General features: G+C 70.4%; 18 protein-coding genes. 8 read left to right on the plus strand and 10 right to left on the minus strand.

What is annotated here, in order from left to right; all coding sequences use genetic code 11:
• Positions 1 to 4 precede the first annotated feature (4 nt).
• From ACSDR0_RS35740 to ACSDR0_RS35750, 3 genes are all read right to left on the minus strand, one after another.
• A complete protein-coding gene (locus ACSDR0_RS35740) occupies positions 5 to 2,398 on the minus strand; it encodes an aerobic carbon-monoxide dehydrogenase large subunit (RefSeq protein WP_435293362.1) in 2,394 nt (797 codons plus the stop codon).
• Positions 2,395 to 2,955 (minus strand): (2Fe-2S)-binding protein, encoded by a 561-nt coding sequence (locus tag ACSDR0_RS35745; RefSeq protein ID WP_435293363.1) that lies wholly within the window; start codon positions 2,953 to 2,955, stop codon positions 2,395 to 2,397. The genes ACSDR0_RS35740 and ACSDR0_RS35745 overlap by 4 nt, the downstream gene beginning before the upstream one ends.
• Before the next feature lie 121 nt (positions 2,956 to 3,076).
• A complete protein-coding gene (locus tag ACSDR0_RS35750; protein WP_435293364.1) occupies positions 3,077 to 3,952 on the minus strand; it encodes an FAD binding domain-containing protein in 876 nt (291 codons plus the stop codon).
• Positions 3,953 to 4,364: 412 nt separating this feature from the next.
• Between ACSDR0_RS35750 and ACSDR0_RS35755 the strand changes: the two genes are divergently transcribed.
• From ACSDR0_RS35755 to ACSDR0_RS35770, 4 genes are read left to right on the plus strand one after another with little or no spacing between them, the layout of a single operon-like run.
• Positions 4,365 to 5,873 (plus strand): alpha-N-arabinofuranosidase, encoded by a 1,509-nt coding sequence (locus tag ACSDR0_RS35755; RefSeq protein ID WP_435293365.1) that lies wholly within the window; start codon positions 4,365 to 4,367, stop codon positions 5,871 to 5,873.
• A gap of 54 nt (positions 5,874 to 5,927) precedes the next feature.
• Positions 5,928 to 7,289, plus strand: a complete 1,362-nt coding sequence (locus ACSDR0_RS35760; protein ID WP_435293366.1) for an extracellular solute-binding protein — start codon at positions 5,928 to 5,930, stop codon at positions 7,287 to 7,289.
• Positions 7,286 to 8,206: a carbohydrate ABC transporter permease gene (locus ACSDR0_RS35765; RefSeq protein WP_435293367.1), complete on the plus strand. Its 921-nt coding sequence runs from the start codon at positions 7,286 to 7,288 to the stop codon at positions 8,204 to 8,206. The genes ACSDR0_RS35760 and ACSDR0_RS35765 overlap by 4 nt, the downstream gene beginning before the upstream one ends.
• Positions 8,203 to 9,036, plus strand: a complete 834-nt coding sequence (locus tag ACSDR0_RS35770) for a carbohydrate ABC transporter permease (protein ID WP_435293368.1) — start codon at positions 8,203 to 8,205, stop codon at positions 9,034 to 9,036. The genes ACSDR0_RS35765 and ACSDR0_RS35770 overlap by 4 nt, the downstream gene beginning before the upstream one ends.
• 82 nt (positions 9,037 to 9,118) lie before the next feature.
• Here the strand turns inward: ACSDR0_RS35770 and ACSDR0_RS35775 are convergent, their stop codons facing one another.
• The 3 genes from ACSDR0_RS35775 to ACSDR0_RS35785 form a co-directional block, all read right to left on the minus strand.
• Positions 9,119 to 10,042 carry a carbohydrate ABC transporter permease gene (locus ACSDR0_RS35775; protein ID WP_435293369.1) on the minus strand — a complete coding sequence of 308 codons (924 nt, stop codon included), beginning with the start codon at positions 10,040 to 10,042 and terminating at the stop codon, positions 9,119 to 9,121.
• A gap of 2 nt (positions 10,043 to 10,044) precedes the next feature.
• Positions 10,045 to 10,890 (minus strand): carbohydrate ABC transporter permease, encoded by an 846-nt coding sequence (locus ACSDR0_RS35780; RefSeq protein ID WP_435293390.1) that lies wholly within the window; start codon positions 10,888 to 10,890, stop codon positions 10,045 to 10,047.
• A gap of 77 nt (positions 10,891 to 10,967) precedes the next feature.
• Positions 10,968 to 12,323: an extracellular solute-binding protein gene (locus ACSDR0_RS35785; protein WP_435293370.1), complete on the minus strand. Its 1,356-nt coding sequence runs from the start codon at positions 12,321 to 12,323 to the stop codon at positions 10,968 to 10,970.
• A 355-nt stretch (positions 12,324 to 12,678) separates the two neighbouring features.
• Here ACSDR0_RS35785 and ACSDR0_RS35790 point away from each other — a divergent pair, with 355 nt between their 5' ends.
• The 4 genes from ACSDR0_RS35790 to ACSDR0_RS35805 all read left to right on the plus strand — a co-directional run bounded on the left by ACSDR0_RS35790 (position 12,679) and on the right by ACSDR0_RS35805 (position 18,271).
• Positions 12,679 to 15,135, plus strand: a complete 2,457-nt coding sequence (locus ACSDR0_RS35790) for a glycoside hydrolase family 3 N-terminal domain-containing protein (RefSeq protein ID WP_435293371.1) — start codon at positions 12,679 to 12,681, stop codon at positions 15,133 to 15,135.
• On the plus strand, positions 15,119 to 16,165 hold the full coding sequence (locus tag ACSDR0_RS35795; RefSeq protein ID WP_435293372.1) for a LacI family DNA-binding transcriptional regulator: 1,047 nt from the start codon (positions 15,119 to 15,121) through the stop codon (positions 16,163 to 16,165). Before ACSDR0_RS35790 ends, ACSDR0_RS35795 begins: the two co-directional genes overlap by 17 nt.
• Before the next feature lie 211 nt (positions 16,166 to 16,376).
• Positions 16,377 to 17,069, plus strand: a complete 693-nt coding sequence (locus ACSDR0_RS35800) for a response regulator (protein WP_435293373.1) — start codon at positions 16,377 to 16,379, stop codon at positions 17,067 to 17,069.
• Positions 17,063 to 18,271: a sensor histidine kinase gene (locus tag ACSDR0_RS35805; RefSeq protein WP_435293374.1), complete on the plus strand. Its 1,209-nt coding sequence runs from the start codon at positions 17,063 to 17,065 to the stop codon at positions 18,269 to 18,271. Before ACSDR0_RS35800 ends, ACSDR0_RS35805 begins: the two co-directional genes overlap by 7 nt.
• Here ACSDR0_RS35805 and ACSDR0_RS35810 read toward each other — a convergent pair.
• From ACSDR0_RS35810 to ACSDR0_RS35825, 4 genes are all read right to left on the minus strand, one after another.
• Positions 18,220 to 18,921, minus strand: a complete 702-nt coding sequence (locus tag ACSDR0_RS35810; RefSeq protein WP_435293375.1) for a hypothetical protein — start codon at positions 18,919 to 18,921, stop codon at positions 18,220 to 18,222. The genes ACSDR0_RS35805 and ACSDR0_RS35810 overlap by 52 nt on opposite strands.
• A 239-nt stretch (positions 18,922 to 19,160) precedes the next feature.
• Positions 19,161 to 20,303, minus strand: a complete 1,143-nt coding sequence (locus ACSDR0_RS35815; protein WP_435293376.1) for a N(5)-(carboxyethyl)ornithine synthase — start codon at positions 20,301 to 20,303, stop codon at positions 19,161 to 19,163.
• A 224-nt stretch (positions 20,304 to 20,527) separates the two neighbouring features.
• A complete protein-coding gene (locus tag ACSDR0_RS35820) occupies positions 20,528 to 21,145 on the minus strand; it encodes a DUF4142 domain-containing protein (RefSeq protein ID WP_435293377.1) in 618 nt (205 codons plus the stop codon).
• A gap of 171 nt (positions 21,146 to 21,316) precedes the next feature.
• Entirely contained in the window at positions 21,317 to 22,459 is a 1,143-nt protein-coding gene (locus tag ACSDR0_RS35825; protein WP_435293378.1) for an ROK family protein, read from the minus strand.
• Positions 22,460 to 22,512 lie beyond the last annotated feature (53 nt).

Below are 22,512 nucleotides of genomic sequence, written 5' to 3' on the forward strand. Positions count from 1 at the left end.
TCGGTCAGATCGGCGGCTGGGGTGCGCCGCGCATGGCGTCCCACACCCTCGAGGGGGTGAGCGGCATGTCGGCGTGGCGGATGCCGAACGGCTTGAGCGCGTCGACGACCGCGTTGACGATCGCCGGCGGCGAACCGACCGTCGCCGACTCGCCGACGCCCTTCGCGCCGATCGGATGATGCGGCGAGGGGGTCACGGTGAACCCCGTCTCCCAGTCGGGAACCTCCAGCGAGGTCGGGATGAGGTAGTCCATGAGCGATCCGCCCAGGCAGTTGCCGTCCTCGTCGAAGGCGATCATCTCCATCAGGGCCATGCCGACACCGTCGGTGAGACCGCCGTGCACCTGGCCTTCGATGATCATCGGGTTGATCCGGGTGCCGCAGTCGTCCACCGCGACGAACCGCCGCACCTTGACCTGGGCGGTGCCCGGGTCGATGTCGACGACGCAGATGTAGGCGCCGTGCGGGTAGGTCAGATTCTCCGGGTTGTAGCAGATCTGCGCCTCCAGCCCGCCCTCGACACCCTCGGGCAGGTCGCCCGCGCCGTGCGCCCTCATCGCGATGTCCTGGATCGTGACGGACTTCGCCGGATCGCCCTTGACGTGGAACGACCCCTTCCGCCACTCCAGATCGGCGACGGAGACCTCCAGCATTCCCGAGGCGATGAGGCGCGCCTTGTCGCGCACCTTGCGCGCCACCAGGGCCGCCGCCGCGCCGGACACCGGTGTGGACCGGCTGCCGTAGGTGCCGAGGCCGAACGGCGTCTGGTCGGTGTCTCCGTGTACGACGTCGATGTCGGCGGGCGGGATGCCGATCTCCTCGGCGACGATCTGCGCGAAGGTGGTCTCGTGCCCCTGCCCCTGGCTCTGCACCGACAGGCGCACGACGGCCTTACCGGTCGGGTGGACGCGCAGCTCGCACCCGTCGGCCATGCCCAGCCCCAGGATGTCCATGTCCTTGCGCGGGCCCGCGCCGACCGCCTCGGTGAAGAAGGAGATGCCGATCCCCATCAGCTCGCCGCGGGCACGCCTCTCGGCCTGTTCCGCGCGCAGCTCGTCGTAGCCGGCGATCTCCATGGCCTTGCGCATGGTCGGCTCGTAGTCACCCGAGTCGTAGACCCAGCCGGTCTTGGTCCGGTACGGGAACTGCTCGGGCTGAATGAAGTTCTTGATGCGCAGCTCGACCGGGTCCATCTCGAGCTCGTACGCCAGGCAGTCGACCAGGCGCTCGACGAGATACACGGCTTCGGTGATCCGGAACGAGCAGGCGTAGGCGACGCCGCCCGGTGCCTTGTTCGTGTGGACGGCCGTCATCTTGCAGTAGGCCGCCTGCAGGTCGTAGCTGCCGGTGAACACGCCGAAGAAGCCGGCCGGATACTTCACCGGCGCCGCGACACCGTTGAAGGCGCCGTGGTCGGCGAGCACGTTGGTGCGGATGGCCAGGATCTTCCCGTCCCTGGTCGCCGCGATCTCGCCGCGCATGATGTAGTCGCGGGCGAAGCCGGTGCTTATGAGGTTCTCCGAGCGGTCCTCCATCCACTTCACCGGCTTGCCGGTGACGATCGACGCCACGATGGAGCAGACGTAGCCGGGATAGATCGGAACCTTGCCGCCGAAGCCGCCGCCGATGTCCGGCGCGATGACCCGGATCTTGTGTTCGGGCAGGCCGGCGACGATCGCGTACAGCGTGCGGTGGGCGTGCGGCGCCTGGGTCGTGGACCACAGTGTCAGCCTGCCGTCGATCCGGTCGTAGTCGGCGACGGACCCGCAGGTCTCCATCGGCGCGGGGTGCACGCGGGGATACACGATGTCCTGGGTGACGGCGACGTCGGCCGCCGCGAACACCGCCTCGGTGGCCGTCTCGTCACCGGTCTCCCAGTCGAAGACGTGGTTGTTGTCCTTGCCGTCCAGGTCGTCGCGGATGAGGGGCGCGCCGGGATCGAGGGCCGTGCGGACGTCGATCACCGGTTCGAGGAGGTCGTACTCGACGTCGATCAGCTCAAGGGCGTCGCGTGCCGCGTAGCGGTCCTCCGCCACGACGAACGCGACCTCCTGTCCCTGGAAGCGGACCTTGTCCGTCGCGAGCACGGCCTGCACGTCGCCCGAGAGGGTCGGCATCCAGGCCAGCCCCTTCTCGGCCAGGGCGGCTCCGGTGACGACCGCCTTGACCTTCGGGTGCGCCTCGGCCGCGCTGGTGTCGATGCTCACGATCCGGGCGTGCGCGACGGGGGAGCGGAGGATCGCGAGGTGCAGCATGCCCGGCAGCTGCACGTCGTCGCAGAATCGGCCCTTGCCCCGGATGAACCGCGGGTCCTCCTTGCGGAGCATCCGGCCGTGGCCGACCGGCTTCTGGTCGTTGTCCTCGAACTCGGAGGCCGGTCGCCGGTCGACAGTGGTCATGACGTGGTCCCGGTGGTGACGGTCGACGGCGAGGCCGCCTCGTGAGCCTGCGAGCCCGCCTCGGGTGCCGGCGGGTCCGCCGGATGAGTCCGCGAGCCCGCCTCGTGGGCGGCGGCCCACTGCACGGAACGGACGATGGTCGCGTAGCCGGTGCACCGGCAGATCTGGCCGGAGATCGCCTCGCGGATCTCCTGCGCCGACGGGTCGGGGTTGCGGTCGAGCAGGGCCCGCGCGGTCATCATCATGCCGGGCGTGCAGAACCCGCACTGCAGGCCGTGGCACTCCATGAATCCCCGCTGCACCGGGTCGAGCTCGCCGTCCTGTTCGAGGTCCTCCACCGTGCGCACCTCGTGGCCGCCGGCCATCGCGGCGAGCACGGTGCACGACTTGACGGGCTCGCCGTCGAGCCACACCACGCAGGTGCCGCAGTTGCTCGTGTCGCAGCCCCAGTGGGTGCCCGTCAGCCCGAGGTCGTCACGCAGGAAGTGGACGAGGAGCAGGCGGCCCTCGATCTCCCTGGTGACCTCCTCGCCGTTGACGGTCATCGAAACCTGCATGTCAGACCCTCTCGCCGTTGACGGTCATCGGAACCCGCATGTCAGACCCTCTCGCCGTTGACGGTCATCGGAACCCGCACGTCAGGCCCTCTCGCCGTTGACGGTCATCGGAACCCGCACCTCAGGCCCCCTCGTTGATCCGGGCGACGGACCGGCGCAGGGCCCGCCTGGTGAGTTCCTTGGCGAGGTGGCGCTTGTAGTCGGCGCTGCCGCGCGTGTCGGTGGCCGGGCTGCAGTTCTCCGCGGCGAGGACGCCGGCCCGCTCGTAGAGGTCCTCGGACGGCCGTCTCCCGCGCAGCGCCTCGGAGACCGCGGGGAGTCCCGTCGTGTTCGGGCCCACCGCGGCGAGGCCGACCCGGGCGTCGGCGATCACCTCACCGTCCAGCCAGACGGCCGTGCCCGCGGACACGATCGCCCAGTCGCCCGCGCGGCGCTCGACCTTCTCGTAGGCGCTGGATCCGTTCGGCCGGACCGGGACGCGGATCTCGACGAGCATCTCGCCGTCCCCGACCGCCGTCTCGTAGGGGCCGCGGTGGAACTCCTCCATCGTCACGACGCGCTCGCCGGTCCGGCTGCGGATCACGCAGCTCGCCCCGAGGGTGGTGCACACAGCGGACAGGTCCTCCGACGGGTCGGCCTGGCACAGCGAGCCGCCCAGGGTGCCGCGGTTGCGGACGACGGGATCGGCGATGACCCGTTCGGCGTCACGGAAGATCGGGAACGTCTCGGCGAGCGCGTCCGACTCGAGCAGCTCGCGGTGGCGGGTCAGCGCGCCGATACGGATCCGTGCGGGCTCCATCCGGATGTAGCCCAGCTCGCCGTGCAGATCGTTGATGTCGATCAGATACTCCGGGTTGGCCAGCCGGAGCTTCATCATCGGGAGCAGGCTGTGGCCGCCGGCGAGGAGCCGGGCCGAGCTCCCCAGCCGCTCCAGCAGCCCGAGAGCGTGGTCGACACTGGTGGCACGCTCGTATTCCAGCGGGGCCGGGACCTGCATGCGAAACCCCCTTGTCCGGTGCTTGGCAGCCAAGTGGACTCCCGGCCGGTAATGCTGTCAACAGCCACCTAAGGATTAACTTAATTCGCTGGGAAGGGCTCGCCCGCATCCGGAAGCGGGAGGCACGGGCCCGGGGCCGGTCACTTCGCGTGTTCGGGGCCGGGGGTCCGGACATGGGCTCGCGGAGGCGAAAGTTACAGGTCGGACGTCACCTGTGATGAGCAGGGAATCCGCCGTAGTTACCGGATCGTGATTTGACTCCCTTGGTGGGAGCGTTAACACTCACCCCAGGTAACGGCCGGATCTTTCTTTATGTTAACGCTAACAATTGGACCGCTCAACGTCCGGGTAATCCACGAGCCGGCGATCTCGCGCCGAAATCCGGCGCGGGTCACATGTTGAGGAGACCTTCGTGCTGTCCGCGCACCTCACCCTCGATCCCGCCTTCGGGGTGGCCCCCGTTCACCGGCGCACCTTCGGGACGTTCGTCGAGCACCTCGGCCGGTGCGTCTACACCGGCCTCTACGAACCCGGCCACCCCACCGCCGACGAGGAGGGCTTCCGGCGTGACGTGCTGGAGCTCACCCGCGAGCTGGGCGTCACCACGGCCCGCTACCCCGGCGGGAACTTCGTGTCCGGATACCGCTGGGAGGACGGCGTCGGTCCCCGGGACGGGCGGCCCCGGCGGCTCGATCCGGCCTGGCACAGCACGGAGACCAACGAGTTCGGCCTGAACGAGTTCGTCGCCTGGACGCGCAGGGCCGGGGTGGAGCCGATGATGGCCGTCAACCTCGGCACCCGGGGTATCGCCGAGGCGCTGGACCTGCTGGAGTACTGCAACATCGAGTCCGGGACCCACCTGTCGGACCTGCGGGCCGCCCACGGAGCCAAGGAGCCGCACGGCGTCCGGATGTGGTGCCTGGGCAACGAGATGGACGGCCCGTGGCAGATCGGCCACAGGACCGCCCGCGAGTACGGGCGGCTGGCCGCCGGGACCGCCCGCGCAATGCGCATGATCGACCCGGGCCTGGAACTCGTGGCCTGCGGTAGCTCCAATTCGAGCATGCCGACCTTCGGCGCGTGGGAGGCCACCGTGCTGGAGGAGACCTACGACGTGGTGGACCTCATCTCCTGCCACGCCTACTACGAGGAGCACGACGGCGACCTGGCGAGCTTCCTCGCCTCGGCGGCGGACATGGACCACTTCGTCGACGCGGTGGTGGCGACGGCCGACAGCGTGGGCGCCCGCCTCAGGAGCAAGAAGAAGATCAACATCTCGTTCGACGAGTGGAACGTCTGGTACCTGTCCCGCTTCCAGGACGCCGAACCGCCGCGCGACTGGCCGGTCGCCCCGCCGTTGCTCGAAGACCACTACCACCTGGCCGACGCGGTGACCTTCGGCGGGCTGCTGATCTCACTGCTGCGCCACAGCGACAGGGTGACGTCCGCCTGCCTGGCCCAGCTGGTCAACGTCATTGCCCCCATCATGACCGAACCGGGCGGCAGGGCCTGGAGGCAGACCACCTTCCACCCCTTCGCCCAGGCCTCCCGGTACGCGGCGGGCCGGGTGCTGCGGGTCGAGCCCGACTCCCCCACGCACGAGACCGCGAGGTTCGGGCAGGTCGCCGTCCTCGACGCCGTCGCCACCCACGACGAGGAGACCGGCGCCACCACGCTGTTCGCCGTCAACCGCTCGACCGACCGGCCGCTCACCCTCACCGCCGACCTGCGTGCCCTCGGCCCGGTGGGGCTCGCCGGGGCCACGGTGCTGTCCGGCCCCGACCCCTACGCCCGCAACACCGCCGACGCCCCGGACACGGTGGCTCCCCGTACGAACACCGAGGTCCGCCTCGACGCCGGAGCCCTGGAGATCACGCTGCCCGCCGTCTCGTGGAACGTGATCCGTCTCATCCGCCCCTAGGTCCATCCGGTCGCGCTCTCCGGCGAGGCGCGGCCTCGCTCCCTGGAGACAGCAGTGGACGACACCCCATCGATCCCACCCCGGACTCCGTCGACCCCGTCCCGGATCACCCGCAGGAACCTGCTGGGCGGCGCTCTCGCCCTCGGGCTCCTCGGCTCCGGATGCTCCATCCCCGTGGACCTGGGCTCCTCCCGGACCCGCATCAGGTACTGGCACTTCCTCGGCGCGAGCGACGGGGTCATCATGAACGAGATGGTCGGCGCGTTCGCCAAGGAGAACCCCGACCTGTTCGTCGAGGAGAACGTCCTCGAGTGGGGCGAGGCCTTCTACACCAAGGTCGCGATGGCGGGAGCCGGGGGCCGTTCCCCCGATCTCGCGACCTTCCACCTCGCCCGGCTGCCCGGCATCGGCCCCGGCCTGATCCTGGACCCGATCAACCTCGACCTGCTCGCCGAGAACGGCCTGCGGCCCGAGGACTTCAGCCCTCCCATCTGGGAGCGCGCCCACATCGACGGGGTCCTGTACGCGGTGCCGTTCGACGCCCACCCCATGGTCCAGTACTACAACACCGACGTCTGCGGCCGCGCCGGGCTGCTCGGCGGCGACGGCAAGCTGCGGCCGACCAAGGGGCCCGACCAGTTGCTGGAGTCACTGCGCAAGGCCAGGGACGCCCTCGGCGGCAAGCCTCCGCTGGCCTTCGACGCGCTCGGCCTCGGGACGGTGGGGCCGTGGCGGGTGTGGTGGTCGCTGTACCCCCAGAGCGGCGGCACCCTCCTGTCGGACGACGGCGCCACGATCACGATCGACGACGCCAAGGCGCTGGAGGCGCTCTCCTTCATGCGCACGCTGGGCACGGAGGGGCTGTGCGACCCCACCACCGACTACGCCTCGTCGGTCGCCGCCTTCCAGAGCGGCGACGCGGCCTTCCTGTGGAACGGCGACTGGGAGACCACGACGTTCAAGCTGGCGAAGACGCCGTTCAACATGACACGCTTCCCCTCGGTCTTCGGCGGCGCCTCGGCCCAGGCCGACTGCCACGTCTTCGTCGTGCCCCACCAGCGCTCCCGCGATCCGCGGATCGAGCGGGAGACCTACCGGTTCATCGCCTACCTGGTCAAGAACAGCGCCGACTGGGCGGTGGCCGGTCACGTGCCCGCGTACCTTCCCGCACTGGAGGAGCCGGAGTACCTGTCGCTGAGCCCGCAGTCGGAGTACCGCTCGGTCATCACCGAGGTGGCGCTCGACCCGCAGGTGTGGTTCACCGGGTCGGCGTCGAGGCTGTGGATCGAGTTCGGTGAGGCGTTCTCCCCGGTGATCGCCGGAACACGCACGCCCGAGGAGGGTCTGGCCCTGGCCAAGGCCGCCCTGCGCGGACTCATGGAGGCCCCCAACCCCTTCCCCGAGGAGCCCCGATGACGACCACCGTCGCAGCCCCCGCCACCGCCTCGCCGGCCACGGAGACCGGGGTGGTACGCCGCTGGAGCCAGCACGGGCTGCTGTTCGTCGCGCCCTTCCTCGTGGTCTACGTGGCCTTCCTGGTCTGGCCGCTGCTGCTGGGCCTGAGGATGAGCCTGACCAGCGTCAACATCGCCGGGACCAACGCCGGGTTCGTCGGCTTCGCGAACTACGCCGAGGCGTTCGCCGACCCCAGGATGTGGCGCTCCCTGTGGAACACCGTGCTGTTCACCGCGCTGAGCACCGTGCCGCTGGTCGTCCTGGGGCTGGTGTTCGCCCTGCTGGTGCACAACCTGCGCTTCATGCGCTGGCTGTGGCGGCTGTCGTTCTTCGCGCCGTTCCTGCTGCCCTCCGCGGTGGTCTCGCTGCTCTGGCAGCAGATGATCTACCAGCCCAACTTCGGCCTGCTGAACGGGACCTTCGGGACCGACACCCTCTGGCTGGGCGATCCGAGCCTGGCGATGTGGTCGGTCGTGATGACCACCGTCTGGTGGACGGTCGGCTTCAACTTCCTGCTCTATCTGGCCGCGCTGCAGAGCATCCCCGAGCAGCTCTACGAGGCCGCCTCGATCGACGGCGCCTCGGCCTGGGACAAGCTGCGCTCGATCACGCTGCCGCTGCTCCGCCGCACCACCGGCCTCATCGTGGTGCTGCAGCTGCTGGCCTCGCTGAAGGTCTTCGACCAGATCTATCTGATGACCGGCGGAGGCCCGGAGAACTCCACCCGCCCGATCATCGAGTACGCCTACGACATCGGCTTCACGGGGTACCGCGTCGGCTACGCCTCGGCCGTCTCCTACATCCTTTTCATCCTGATCGTCGCCGTGTCCCTGGTGCAGCTACGGCTGTTCCGCAAGCGCGAGGAGTCTCTTCGATGACCAAGAGGTTCAGCCCCGGCCGGCTCATCCTGCTGGCCGTCACCGGGGCGCTCGCCGTGGTCTGGCTCGCGCCCCTCGCCTGGGCGGTCGCCACCTCGCTCAAGCCCGAGGCCGACACCAACAAGATCCCGCTGCAGTGGGTCGGCAGCGAGGTCACCCTTGACGCCTACAGCCTGGTCCTGGGCACCGGCGGCATCGTCAAGTGGGCGATCAACTCCACCGTCACCGCGGTCATCGTGACGTTCCTGACCGTGCTGTTCTCGGCGATGGCGGCGTACGGCTTCGCGCGCACCCAGTTCCGGGGGCGGCGCGTGCTGCTCGCCGCGATCCTCGCGGGGATCATGGTTCCCCCGCAGGTGCTGATCGCCCCGCTGTTCGCCGAGATGGTCGCGCTGGGACTGGTCGACACCTGGTGGGGCGTCATCCTGCCGCAGGTCGCCGCGCCCGTCATCGTGTACATCCTCTACAAGTTCTTCCAGGCCGTGCCGCCGGAGCTGGAACAGGCCGCGTTCGTCGACGGGGCCGGCCGCTGGCGGGTGTTCTTCACCATCGTGCTCCCGCTCTCGCGGCCGGTGCTCGCCGCGGTGGCGATCTTCACGTTCATCACGACCTGGAACAACTTCCTGTGGCCGTTCCTGGTCTCCACCGACCCGAACACGATGACCCTGCCGGTGGGCCTGGCCAACGTGGTGCAGGGCACCTTCGGCGTGCGCTACGCGCAGATCATGGCCTCCGTGGTCCTGGCCGGCCTGCCGCTGCTCATCATCTTCGTGCTCTTCCAGCGCCAGATCATCCGCGGCGTCGCCCACACCGGCCTGGCCGGGCAGTGATGGGAACGCGGCGCCGAACGCCCCTGGCCGTCGGGAAACGGCCGGGGGCGTTCGGCGCCGCGGGGTGATCGGCGGGGTTCGGTCACTTGCCGAAACCGGCCGTCAGGCCGCTGAGCAGCTGGCGGCGGCCGACCACGTACAGGACCAGGATGGGGAGCGTGGTCAGCACCACGGAGGCGAGCACCGCCGGCACGTTCACGCTGTACTGCCCCTGGAAGGTCCACAGCGCGAGCGGCAGCGTGCGCTTGTCGGGACTCTGGGTGAGGATCAGCGGCAGCAGGAACCCGTTCCAGATCGTCAGCGCGTTGTAGATCGTCACCGTCACCACGGCCGGCATGGTGAGCGGCAACGCCAGGCGCCAGAGTGTCGCCAGCTCGCCCGCGCCGTCCAGCCGCATCGACTCGAACAGCTCCTTGGGCACGTCACGGATGAAGTTGGTCAGGACCAGCACCGACAGCGGGATCGAGAAGGCGATCGACGGGAGGATCAGCCCCGTCAGCGAGTCGTAGAGCTGCAGCCGGATGATGATCAGGTAGATCGGGATGATGGTCGCCTGCAACGGGATGGCCAGGCCCATGAGAAAGAGCGCGTTCACCCCGCGCAGGAAGCGGAAGGAACTGCCGCGGACGATCGCGTACGCCGCCATGAACGAGATCGCGACCGCCGGGACGACCGCGCCGACGGTCACGATGAGGCTGTTGAGGAAGTACAGCGGGAAGTCGGACTCGACGACCAGCCGGTAGTTGTCGAGGGTCGGCTCGGTGGGCGGTGCCAGCGGGTTGGTGGCGTAGTAGCTGCTCTGCGCCTTGAAGCTGGTGATGACGATCCAGTAGATCGGCACGATCACGATCGCCAGCCACAGCCAGCCCGTGACCCCGCCCAGCCAGTTGGGGCGCTCGCCGAGCGCCCGGGTCCGCCCGCCCGCCTGCGGCCGGCGCCGGTGCCGGTGGGTCTCCGGTCCGGCCGCGGTGGCCCGCTTGGGCCCCGTCGTCTGGGTCGCACCCATGGTCAGGCCCCTTCCATCTGGCTGGCGTTGGCGTCGCGGCCGCCGAGCCTGCGCAGGAGCAACGCCAGGGCGAGGCCCACGAGGACGAGGATGACGGCGATGGCACTGGCCGGTCCCATGAGGTTGGCCTGGAACCCGCGCTTGTACATGTCCAGGGCGAGCACCCTGGTGGCGTCGCCGGGACCGCCCGCGGTCAGCACGAAGATCAGGTCGAAGAAGGTCAGGGACCCGACGACCATGAGGGTGGAGGACGTGATGATCGTGTACTTGAGCTGCGGCAGCGTGATGCTGAAGAACTTGCGGAGGCGGCCCGCGCCGTCTATCTCGGCGGCCTCGTACATGGAGCGCGGGATCTGCCGCACGCCGCCCTGGTAGATCAGCGAGTGGAAGGGGATGAACTGCCACGACACCACGAAGATCACGGTGCTGAAGGCGAGGACGGGCTCGCCGAGCCAGTCCTGCACGAGCAGATCGATGCCCAGCCCGGCGCCGAGCCCGAAGTTCGGGTCGAGCAGCGCCTTGTAGGCGATCGCGATGGCGGCCGAGCTGAGCAGCAGCGGGATGAAGTACAGCACCGCCAGCAGCGAGCGGTAGCGCTGCTGCCCGGCCAGGAACACCCCGATCAGGATGCTGAGCGGCGTCTGGACCGCCCAGGAGACGGCCATCACCAGCAGCGTCACCCACAGCGCGTGCAGGAGGCCGGGATCGCCGAGCACGGCCTGCCAGCTCGTGAACCCGGACATCTGGATGTCGCCGAGTCCGTCCCAGGACGTGAAGCTGAGGAACAGGACCCCGACCAGCGGAATCACCCCGAAGGCGACGAAGACCGCCAGGGCCGGCACGGCCAGCCACGGGAGGACGCCGCCTCGGGTTCCTCGCGCGGCGGCCGGCGGCGTCCTTCTCCGTGCGGGGGTGGCGAACGCGCTCAACTGCCGATGACCGCGTTCATGTTGGACACGAACTGCTCCGGCGTGATCGACAGCTGGAACAGCTTGGCGATGTTGTCCAGCAGCGCCTCGGCCGCGGTGGGGCTGAGCGCCTGGTCCCAGGACTGGGCGAACGACTTGGCGTTGCTGGCGATGCCGTAGACGAACTTCAGGAAGGCCTCGTCCTTGGTGCCGGCGAACGCGCTGTCGGCGCCGTTGACGATCGGCACCGCGCCGGTGCCCGCCCACTCCTTGACGTCCTCGTCGTTGAGCACGGCGGTCGCGAAGAACTTCTTGGCGATCTCCTTCTGCTCGGGGGTCGCCTTGGAGGAGATCGACAGGTACTGGCCGGGGTTGCCGACGGTGTTGCTCGGGTCGCCCTTGCCGCCCTCGACCGGCGGGAAGTTCATGTAGCCGAGGTGGCCGCCGGAGACGAAGTCGCCGCCGTCGGCCGACATGGCGCCGTACGTCCAGCCGCCGTGCAGCATCATCGCGGCCTTGCCGGTGTACAGCAGGGCCTGGTCGGCGTTGGAGTCGGCCGTGATCGAGGAGAAGCCCTTGATGAACCCGTCCGCCTTGACGAGGTCCTGGATCTTGGTCAGGGCCTCGATGGCGGCGGGGTGTGACCAGGCGTCCTTCTTGGCGTCGAACACGGCCTGGAACACCTCGGGGCCGCCGATGCGGTCGAAGAGGAACTCCAGCCACATCATGTTCGTCCAGCGGGACTGGCCGCCGAGGGAGAACGGGGCGATGCCGGCGGCGTTGAACTTGGGGACCAGGGCCATGATGTCGCCCCACGACTCCGGCGGCTCCACACCGACCTGCTCGAAGATCTTCTTGTTGTAGTACAGGACGATGGGCTGCATGGTCTCGGCCGGCATCGCGTAGATCTTGCCGTCGATCGTGGCCGCCCCGAAGGAGGAGGCGAACAGCCGGTCCTTCACGGCGGAGTTCTGCTCGAACCAGGAGGTGAGGTCCTCGACCTGGCCGGCCTGCACGTACGTGCGCAGGGTTCCGCCGCCCCAGCCCCAGATGATGGTGGGGGCCTGGCCCGCCCCGATCGCCGTCTTGATCTTCGTCTTGTAGGCGTCGTTCTGCATGGCCGTGAACTCGATCTGCCCGTTGGGGTTGGCCTTGTTGAAGCGCTCCACGGCCCTGGTGCGCACCCCCTCCTGCGGCTGGACCGACAGGAACCAGTAGCTGGCCTTGTTCGCGGCGTTCCCGCCGCTTCCGCCGCTCGCGCCCCCGCCCGCCGGGGCGGGACCGGACGTGCCGCAGGCCGCCAGCGCGGCTCCCAGGGGGATGCCCATCGAGAGGGCGAGGAAGGTGCGGCGGGATGGTGTCGTTGACTCCACGCTGATCTCCGTATGTCGAATGCCGAGGCTGGGCGCGGCTCCGTGTGAAACATCAGTGGCGGTGGCCGTCGGTCGTGGATCAGCGCCTTCGCCGCCGGGCGTTCGTTCTCGTTACGCCCGGGATGTCGAAACATTTCCGAAACAGACCGCGTGGCACGTCAATTTAGATTTCCACTACTTGCCTGTCAAGGGGTGGCCCCATATCGGCGCGGGCTTCGTGCGTGAGGCGGACAAAGTACTCTCATCTGGACTTTTCCTGGTCACCTCGTATGTGCCAGGATGCGAGCAGAGCTGCCGCAATACTCCGAAAGATTTCGGACAGTTGCGGGAACGGGTTTTTTCTTGAGGAGAGCAGATGACGGCGCTAGATGGGACCTCCGCGGCGGGCCGGATCCTCCGCCCGTGGCTGGACCCGGCACTCCCCGTGGCCGACCGGGTCGACGCCCTCCTTGCGGAGATGACCCTTGAGGAGAAGATCGGCCAGCTCGGCAGCCAGTGGCCCGGCAACACCATGCGGGCCGACCAGGACGCGGAGCCCGACGAGAATGCCGCGGGGTCGGCGAACGTGGCCCCGATGCAGGACGTCTTCGCGGCCTCGGCGAGGGTGTCCTTCGAGGAGACGATCCGCCACGGGCTCGGCCACCTGACGCGGGTGTTCGGCAGTGCCCCGGTGACCGTCGCGGAGGGCACGGCGGAGGTGGTGCGGCTGCAGTCGGAGGTGGTGAAGCACTCCCGGCTCGGCATCCCGGCGTTGGTCCACGAGGAGTGCCTGACCGGTTTCACCACCTACGGCGCGACCGTCTACCCGGCGGCCATCGCCTGGGGCGCGACGTTCGACCCGGACCTGGTGGAGCGGATGGCCGCCGCCATCGGGCGCGACATGCGCGCCGTGGGCGTCCACCAGGGCCTGTCGCCGGTGCTGGACGTGGTGCGCGACTACCGCTGGGGCCGGGTCGAGGAGACCATGGGCGAGGATCCGTACCTCGTCTCGATGCTCGGCGCGGCCTACGTGCGCGGCCTCGAAAGCGCCGGGATCATCGCCACGCTCAAGCACTTCGCCGGATACTCCGCCTCCCGGGCCGCCCGCAACCACGGCCCGGTGCCGATGGGCCGGCGCGAGCTGATGGACATGATCCTGCCGACGTTCGAGACCGCCATCGTCGAGGGCGGCGCGCGTTCGGTCATGAACTCCTACTCCGACGTGGACGGCGTTCCCGCCGCGGCCGACTCGTGGCTGCTGACGGACCTGCTGCGCGACGAGTGGGGCTTCACCGGGACGGTGGTGTCCGACTACTGGTCGATCCCGTTCCTCGCGACGGCGCATCAGGTCGCCGCGGACGTCGACGAGGCCGGGGCGCAGGCGCTGGCCGCGGGCATCGACGTCGAGCTGCCCGACACGCTCGGCTTCGGCCAGCACCTCGCCGAACGGGTGCGGCGGGGTGAGCTGCCGGAGTTCCTGGTCGACCGGGCCGCCCGGCGCCTGCTCACGCAGAAGGTGGAGCTCGGGCTGCTGGACCCGGACTGGACGCCGGAGAGGTCGGTGGCCGGGGCGGGGGCCGTGGAGCTGGACTCGCCGGACAACCGGGCACTGGCCCGGGAACTGGCCGAGCGGTCGATCGTGCTGCTCGACGCGGGCACCGCGCTGCCGCTGCTCGGCGAGGGGCGTCCCGAGCCGCGCAGGGTGGCCGTGGTCGGTCCCTGCGCCGACGACCCGCGCACCTTCATGGGCTGCTACGCCTTCCCCAACCACGTGCTGCCCCGCCACCCGGAGCTCGGGCTCGGCGTGGACGCACCCAGCCTGCTCGACGCGCTGCGGGCCGAGCTGCCCGACGCCGAGCTGGTCCACGAGCGGGGCTGCGACGTGCGGGGCGACGACCGCTCCGGCTTCGCCGCCGCGCTCCGGGCGGCCCGCGAGTCCGACGTCTGCGTGGCCGTCGTCGGCGACCTGGCGGGGATGTTCGGGCTGGGTACGTCGGGCGAGGGCTGCGACGCCGAGGACCTGCGGCTGCCCGGCGCGCAGGAGGATCTGCTGGCCGAGCTGGCCGCCACCGGCACGCCGGTCGTGGTGGTCGTCGTCTCGGGCCGCCCGTACGCGCTGGGCGACGTGTCCGGGACGGCCGCCGCGCTCGTCCAGGCGTTCATGCCCGGCGAGGAGGGCGGGGCGGCCGTCGCCGGGGTCCTGTCCGGCCGGGTGCAGCCCAGCGGGAAGCTGCCGGTGCAGATCCCGCGCGGTCCCGGCGGGCAGCCGGGCACCTACCTGCAGCCGCCGCTGGGTGCCGACAGCCACGGCATCAGCAACCTCGACCCGACCCCGCTGTTCCCGTTCGGGCACGGCGCCTCGTACACCACCTTCGCGATCGACTCCTTGCGGATCAGCGACGCCGAGGTGCCCACCGACGGCGAGTTCACCGTGTCGGTGCGCGTGCGCAACACCGGGGGCCGGGCGGGCGAGGAGGTCGTCCAGCTCTTCCTGCACGATGTGCTCGCCCAGGTCACCCGGCCGGTGCGGCAGCTCACCGGGTTCGCCCGGGTCCGGCTGGAGCCCGGCGCGAGCGCCCTGGCGACCTTCACCGTGCCCGCCGACCGGACCGCGTTCACCGGGCGCGACCTGCGGCGCGTCGTCGAACCGGGGGATCTGGAGGTGTTCGTGGGCGCGTCGGCGTCCGACCTGCCCTGCCGGGGCCGCGTACGATTGACCGGCCCGCTGCGGCATGTCGGGCAGGGCCGCCGGCTGGTCACCCACGTGGACGTGGAACCGCTACCGGGCCCATCCGCCACACAGCAGGGAGAAACAGATGCCGGCCAGTCCTAGACGGACCACGCTGGCCACGGTCGCGGCCTCGGCGGGAGTGTCGGTCGCGACCGTGTCGAAGGTGCTCAACGGCCGGGGTGACGTCTCCCCGGTGACCCGCTCCCTCGTGGAGTCGTTGCTGGAACAGCACGACTACGTCGCGCCGCCGCAGCGCCGCCGGGGCGACGTGACCGTGCCGGCCACGATCGAGGTGGAGCTCGACGCCGACCTCAACCCGTACTCGACCGAGATCGTCCAGGGCGCGGTGCGGGCCGGGGCCGAGGCCGACGCGGCGATCGTGGTGAGCATCCGGACGACCACCGACCGCACCGCCGCCTGGGCGCGCGGCCTGGCCACGGCCGGGCGGCGGGCCGTGATCGCCATCACCAGCGACCTGACCGCCGAGCAGCTCGCCGCCCTGTCTCGCGCGAGGCTGCCGCTGGTCGTGATCGACCCGCTGAACCTGCCGCAGACCAGGGGGGTCACCAGCGTCGGCTCGACGAACTTCGCCGGGGGCCTGGCCGCGACGCGGCACCTGCTCGAACTCGGCCACCGGCGCATCGCCTATCTCGGCGGCCCGGCCACCGCCGCCTGCAACCAGGCCCGGCTCCACGGCTACCGCGCCGCCATGGAGGCCGCGGACGCTCCGGTCCCCCCGAGTCACGTGCGGGAGGGGCACTTCCAGTATCAGGAGGGTGTGACGGGCGGCGCGGCCCTGTTCGACCTGCCCGAGCCCCCCACGGCCATCTTCACCGGCTGCGACGACATCGCGCTCGGCGTGCTGGAGGCGGCCAGGGCGCGAGGGCTGCGCGTGCCCGAGGACCTCAGCATCGTCGGCTTCGACGACACCCAGGTCGCCCGCATGGCCTCGCCCCCGCTGACCACCGTGCGCCAGCCGCTGCGGGAGATGGGCGGCGTCGCGGTACGCACGGCCCTGCGCCTGGCGGCGGGCGAGCCGGTCGACTCCCACCACGTCGAACTCGCCACCGAACTGGTCGTACGCGGCTCCACCGCCCCGCCCGAGGGCTCCCAGGCCATGTCCTCGACGTGATCCCGCTGGTGGATCATGACGTGATGTGATGCGCCGGTGGGAGTCGGCGGACGAGGAGAGGGGTGGGAGAAGCCGCGGGTGCTTCCCCTCCCGGACCTGTCATCCGCCGCGCGGCGGATGACGGGTCCGCCGTACGGCGGGCGACGGCCCGGCCCGCGTCTCGCCCGCGCAGGGGAGTCGGCGGGCGGCCGGGCTCGGTAGCGTGCTGCGCATGACCGGCAGGGCAGGGGAGCTCGCGAGGATCAGGCTGGTCATCGCGGACGACCAGTCCATGATCCGCGCCGGGCTGCGGTTCGTCGCGGAGACCGCGCCGGGCATCGAGGTTGTCGGGGAGGCCGCCGACGGGCTGCAGGCCCTGTCCGTGGCCCGGCGGCTACGGCCGGACGTGGTGCTGATGGACATCGCGATGCCGCGGATGGACGGTCTGGGCGCCGCCCGGCGGTTGCTCGAGGACCCGCATCCGCCCAGGATCGTCATGCTGACCACCTTCGACACCGACGAGAACCTGCACGCCTCGCTGCGCACGAGAGTGAACGGCTTCCTTCTCAAGACCTCGCCCCCCGAGCAGCTGATCGAGGCGATACGGGCGGCGGCGTCCGGCGGCGCGCTCATCGACCCGGCGGCCACCACGCGGGTGATCGCCTCGTTCGCCGCGCGCCACGAACCGGCCGCACCGCTTGAGCTGTCCACGCTCACCCAGCGTGAACTGGAGGTGCTGCGCCTGCTGGCCAGGGGCCTGTCCAACCTTGAGATCGCGAGAGCGCTCCACGTCGGCAACGCGACCATAAGGACCCATGTCACACAGGTGCTGCGGAAACTCGCCCTGCGGAACCGGATCGAGGCCGTGGTGTTCGCCTACGAGGCCGGGGTCGTGCGGCCCGGGCAGCGGGACCGGCCGTGCTGAGGAGGCTGCTCCGCGGCTGGCGGCCGACCTGGCTGGACGTCCTTCTCTCCCTCGCCGTGGGGGTCACCGGGCTCGTCGAGTCCTTCGGCCGCCAGGGCTTCGAGCCCGGCCAGATCGCCGATCCGGTACCGCTGGCGGCGGGGGCCGTCGTCGCGGGGACGATGCTGCTGCTCCGGCGCCGGTTCCCCGTGGCCGTGCTCCTCGCGCTGATCTCGGTCGGCCTGGCCGTACGGGCGATGTCGGGTGACGGCTACTACGCCGCCTGGCACTTCTACTCGACGCTCATCCTCGTCCACACCGTGGCCAGCGCCGCGGAGCTGCGGAGCCGCCGCGGGTTCGCGGGGCTGGCGTGCGTGCTGGCGGCGTACGCCGGCCTGCAGACGTTCCAGCGCAACGACGTCGCAGAAGTCATGATCGGCGCCGTCTTCATGGGCGTGGCGTACGGCAGCGGCATCCTGCTGCGCCGCCAGATCGACCAGACGTTACGGCTCGCCGAACGCGCCACGCGCCTTGAGGTGGAGCGTGAGGAGCGGGCCCGGCGGGCGGTGGCGGAGGAACGGGCCAGGATCGCCAGGGAGCTCCACGACATCGTCTCGCACAACGTGAGTGTCATGACCCTGCACACGGGCGGGGTGCGGATGCGGCTCGGTGACGAGCACGCGCGAGAGCGCGACATGCTGCTCGGGGTCGAGCGGGCCGGTCGTGAGGCGGTCGAGGAGCTCCGGCTCATGCTGGGAGTGCTTCGCGGGACCGGCGATTCGGGTTCCGGCGCCCCGCAGCCGGACCTGGACCAGCTGGACGAGCTGGTCACGCACGTCAGGCAGGCGGGGCTGGACGTCCGCCTCCGGATCGCCGGTGAGCCACGGCCCCTGGCTCCGGGGCTCGGCCTGTCGGCCTACCGCGTGATCCAGGAGGCTCTGACGAACGTGTTGAAGCACGCCCACGCCACCGGGGTCGATGTCGTCGTCACCCACGGCCGGACCGGGCTGGACGTGGAGATCACCGACGACGGCACGGGCGGCGCCTCCCTTCCGGACGGCGGGCCCGGCCCGGACGGTCACATCCCGGGCGGGCACGGCCTGATCGGGATGCGCGAGCGGGCCGCGATGCACGGTGGCGAGCTGTCCGCGGGCCCTGTCCCCGGTGGCGGTTACAGGGTGGTCGCCCGGTTCCCGCTGGACGCGCCGGCGGGAACCGGCTGAGCCGCTTCCTCTCCGGCCCACTCCGCGTCGCTCATCCGCAGCATCCGCAGCCCGATCGCACCGGAACCGGCCAGGTAGAGCAGGCCGCCCACGAGCGTACCGATCGGGAAGAAAGTCGCGGAGAAGATGCCCGCGAGCATCGCGAAGGGGGCCCACCACGGCCCTTGACGGGCGTAGGCCAGGGCCAGCCCGAGCAGGAACAGGCCGATCAGCCCGAGGAAGCCCGGGATCTGGAACCCGAAGGTGGCGCCGGGGTCGGCGAACGCCTCGTCGGCGAGCATCGCGCCCTGGGCGGGCGGCAGGGCGCGTTCGAGCCGGGAGTAGAAGAAGTCGCCCAGCATCAGCGCGGAGAAGTTCACGACGCCGAGCAGCGCGACACCGCCGGCGATGTGGCCGAAGACGACTCCTCGGCTCCGGATGAGGTGGACCATCCCGATGATCCCCGGGACCAGCAGCACCCAGCTCCAGTGCAGGAGCGAGGCGCTGACCGAGACCTGCTCCGGATACCTCCCGTAGACGCCGACGGTGTCACCGCCCTGACGGAGGGCCGGGTCGGCGACGATGCCCGCGATGTAGACGAGCGGCGCGACGACGAGGCACGACCCCGCCGCACGTCTGCGGAAACCGAGCGGACTGGAGAGCACTGACATGAGGTCTTCTTCCCTTGCGTTCCGGCCCGCACCGGGGTGGGCGGGGTGGGGACGGGAACGCTAGGAGCCACGGCGGCGCGGGGCGTCCTCCTCATGGGCTATCGCGGCTCCGCCGCCCGGTGGACGCCCGCGGCCGGGACCTGCCGCCGGGCGGCACCGGCCGGGAAAACGCCCTCATCCCTCGGCGACGAAACCGCGCACGGTCACCACGCCGCACGCGGCCGACCGAGGGCGCGAGGCTAGTTGCGCGCGTACGGATGGTCCGGGGAGCGGTGCTGGAAGGAGAGGATGGCGGGGTTCTGGACGAGGCCGTCGCGGATCTCGATGGCCCGCCGGATGGTGTCGTCCGCCTCCCACGCCGCCCGGCCGTCGAGCACCGTCCGCAGGTGGGGCAGCAGGGCCTCGCTGATCTCCCAGGTGGCCGAGTCCCACAGGTACGACGGGCTGTGGTCGACGCCGTAGTAGTGGACGTTCTCGCCCACCTCGAACATCGGGTCGGTGAACGACGTGGGCCGCGCCCAGCTGAAGCCCATTCCCTCGTCGCAGGACACGTCGATGACAAGGGTGCCGGGCGCGAAGGCGCTCAGGTCCTCGTCGTTGGCGAACATCAGCGGGGCGTCGGTGTCCTGCAGCACGCAGTTGACGACGATGTCGTGGTCGGCGATGAAGGCCGCCAGCGGTACCCGCCCGTTCTCGGTGAGCGCGTAACTGCGGTTGGGGTCGTCGGCCTCGTGCTCGAAGCGCACGATGCGCGCCGAGTGGATCGGCGAGGCGACCGCGGTGACGTCACGGAAGGTGAGGAGGTCGATGTCGTTCACGCCGTGCGCGTTGAGCGCCGTCACCGCGCCGCGCCCCGTCGCCCCGAAACTGATGACGACCGCCCGCAGCCTCCGGCCGTAAATACCCGTCGTCCCGATGAGCTCCAGGGCGTGCAGGACCGAGCAGTAGCCCGCCAGCTCGTTGTTCTTGTGAAAGACGTGCAGGTTGAACGCGCCCTCGCTGGTCCAGTGGTTCATCGCCTCGAAGGCGATCAGCGTCAGCCGCCGGTCGATCGCGAGCTGCGTCATCCTCTCGTCCTGGACGCAGTGCGGCCAGCCCCAGACGACCTGACCCTCGCGCAGTCCTTCGAGGTCTTCGGGTAGAGGCTTGGGAAGCAGGACGACGTCGCACTCCGCGAGGAGCTGCTCCCGGGGGAGCAGTCCGGCGACGTACGGCGTCAGCTGCTTGTCGGAGATGCCGAAATGCTCGCCGTAGCCGCGTTCGAGGTAGACGCGCCCCCGAAGATCGGGGTCGATCCGCTCCAGGTGCAGCGGGTGGATCGCCAGCCGGTGCTCGTTCTCCTTGCGTGATCGTGACACGACTCCGAGGCTGAGCTGATCCATGGGGCTCCCTTGATTGGCCCCCTGTCTAGCACAGCCACCGCTTCAAACAGCATTTCGAACCCCGGCCGCCCCCGGAGCCGGGCGTGCCGCGCCACCTGGCCGGCCGTCGATTTCACGCCACCGGCGGGGATCTCGGTCTCTCGCCCCGCGCGGCCGGTGGGACGAACTCGTGGCGACCGGCGACGTCCCGCCGGCCGTACGCACCGTGTGGATCTCCGCTCGCCTCAGCTCCGCGAAGGGTCGGGGGCGAGGATCTTCCCGGCGTGCAGGAACATGTCCAGATGGCCCCGCACGACGCGCTCGGTGACGAGGGCGAGCTTCTTCACCATGGGGGCGGAGCCGCTCTCGATCTGCCTCTTCACGAGGGCGACCCCCTCGCGATGGTTGACGATCTCCATGTTGATCCATGCCCTGTCGAACTCCGCTCCGCGCAGCGCCACCACCTCTTCGAGCCGCTCGCGCTGCGCCGCGCTGAGCTCGTTGGGGAGCTTGACTCTCAGCTGGTCGGCCACCTGCCGTATGGTCTTGGCGAGCTTCGTGTGGTCGGCGACGAGCTTGGCCCCCAGTACGCGGACGGCCCGGCCGGCCTCCCGCCCGTCCTGGTCGTCGGTCTTCCTGTTGACGATCATGCCCGCCTCGATCTCGAACAGGCTGCCCTGGTGCGCCCGGACGAGGAAATCCCTGTCCTGCCGGCTGAGGGGCTGGGGGGCGGGGGGGACGGAGGTGCTGACCGTGCCGCGCGCCGCGGAGGTGCCGACCGTGCCGCGCGCCGTGGAGATGTCGGCCGGGCCGTCCATCGCGGCCGTGACGATGGCCAGCATGACGATCATCTTGTGAACCATCGGATCCTCCGTCGATCAATCCATGGCCAGAATTAGTACCTTTCTCTCATATGCGCATATATAGGGTGATATGACGCCGCAAGAGGTAGATCTTGCGGAAAGGATGCGTGAGGTCACGTTGGCATAGAAAGCTGATCTTGCACTTGCCGCATCCCTCCGTACCCCCGTCCCTCAGCTGAGGACGGCGTCCAGCAGGAGGGAGCCCGCGCCGAGGAGGGCGGCGTCGGGGCCGCCCCGGGTGACGGCGATCTCCAGGTCGCGGGTGGCCAGGGGCAGGCAGCGCTCGTAGACGGCGGCGCGGATGGAGGAGATCAGCGGCTCGGCGGTGGAGAGGCTGCCGCCGACGACGATGGCGTCGGGGTTGAGGAAGTTGACCAGGACGGTGAGCACCTCGCCGATGAGGCGGCCCGCGTTCCTGACCAGGGCGGTGGCCTCGGGCACGCCGTCCTCGACCAGGGCGACGACGTCGGAGGGGCGCCGCGCCGCGATGCCGAGCCCGGACAGGGCGTCCATGAGCGCGGCGCCGCTCGCGTAGGCCTCCAGGCAGTCGGGGTGGCCGCACGAGCACATGGTGGAGGAGTCGGTCCTGACCCGGACGTGGCTGATGTCGCCGGCCGCGCCCCTGCCCCGGTGCAGGCGGCCGTCGACGATCACGCCGCACCCTATGCCGCTGCCGGCCTTGAGCACCATGAGGTTGTCGAACCCCGGCCACGAGCGGGCCTCGCCGACGGCCAGGAGGTTGGCGTCGTTCTCGACGAGCACCGGCAGGTCGTAGTGCGCGGCGAGGTGCTCGGCGACGGGGAAGTTGTTCCAGCCCGGCATGCGCGAGGGGGAGACCACCCGGCCGCTGGCGGGGTCGACGGGGCCGGGCACACCGGTGCCGATGCCGCGCAGGGGGACGCCGGGCGGGCCGTGGGCCAGCAGCAGCTCGTCGAACGAGGCGGCCATCCAGTCGAGGGTCGCCTCGGGGCCGAGCGCTATGTCGCAGGCGCGCTCCTCGACGACGAGGGGGACGCCGCTGAGGTCGAGCAGGCCGAGGCGGGCGTGGTGCGCCCCGAGGTCGGCCACCGCGAGCAGCCCCGCGGTCGGGCTGACCCGCAGCCTGCGGGGTCGCCGCCCGCCGCTGGAGGTGCCCGAGCCCTCCTCGACGAGGAGCCCGGTGTCGATCAGCTCCTCGACGCGCAGGGAGACGCTCGACGCCGCCAGGCCGGAGATGCGGGCCAGCTGCGCGCGCGACTCGGCGTGGCCGGTGGCGACGAGACGCAGGAGATCGCCCTGCGCTCCCCGCACCAGCAGCCGCTCTTTGCCTGACATGAACTAGAGGAATACCACGTCTGTACTTACTACGGCAACGTGTTGACTTGCGT

The organism is Streptosporangium sp. G11 (genome assembly GCF_051192615.1).
Taxonomy (GTDB): domain Bacteria; phylum Actinomycetota; class Actinomycetes; order Streptosporangiales; family Streptosporangiaceae; genus Streptosporangium.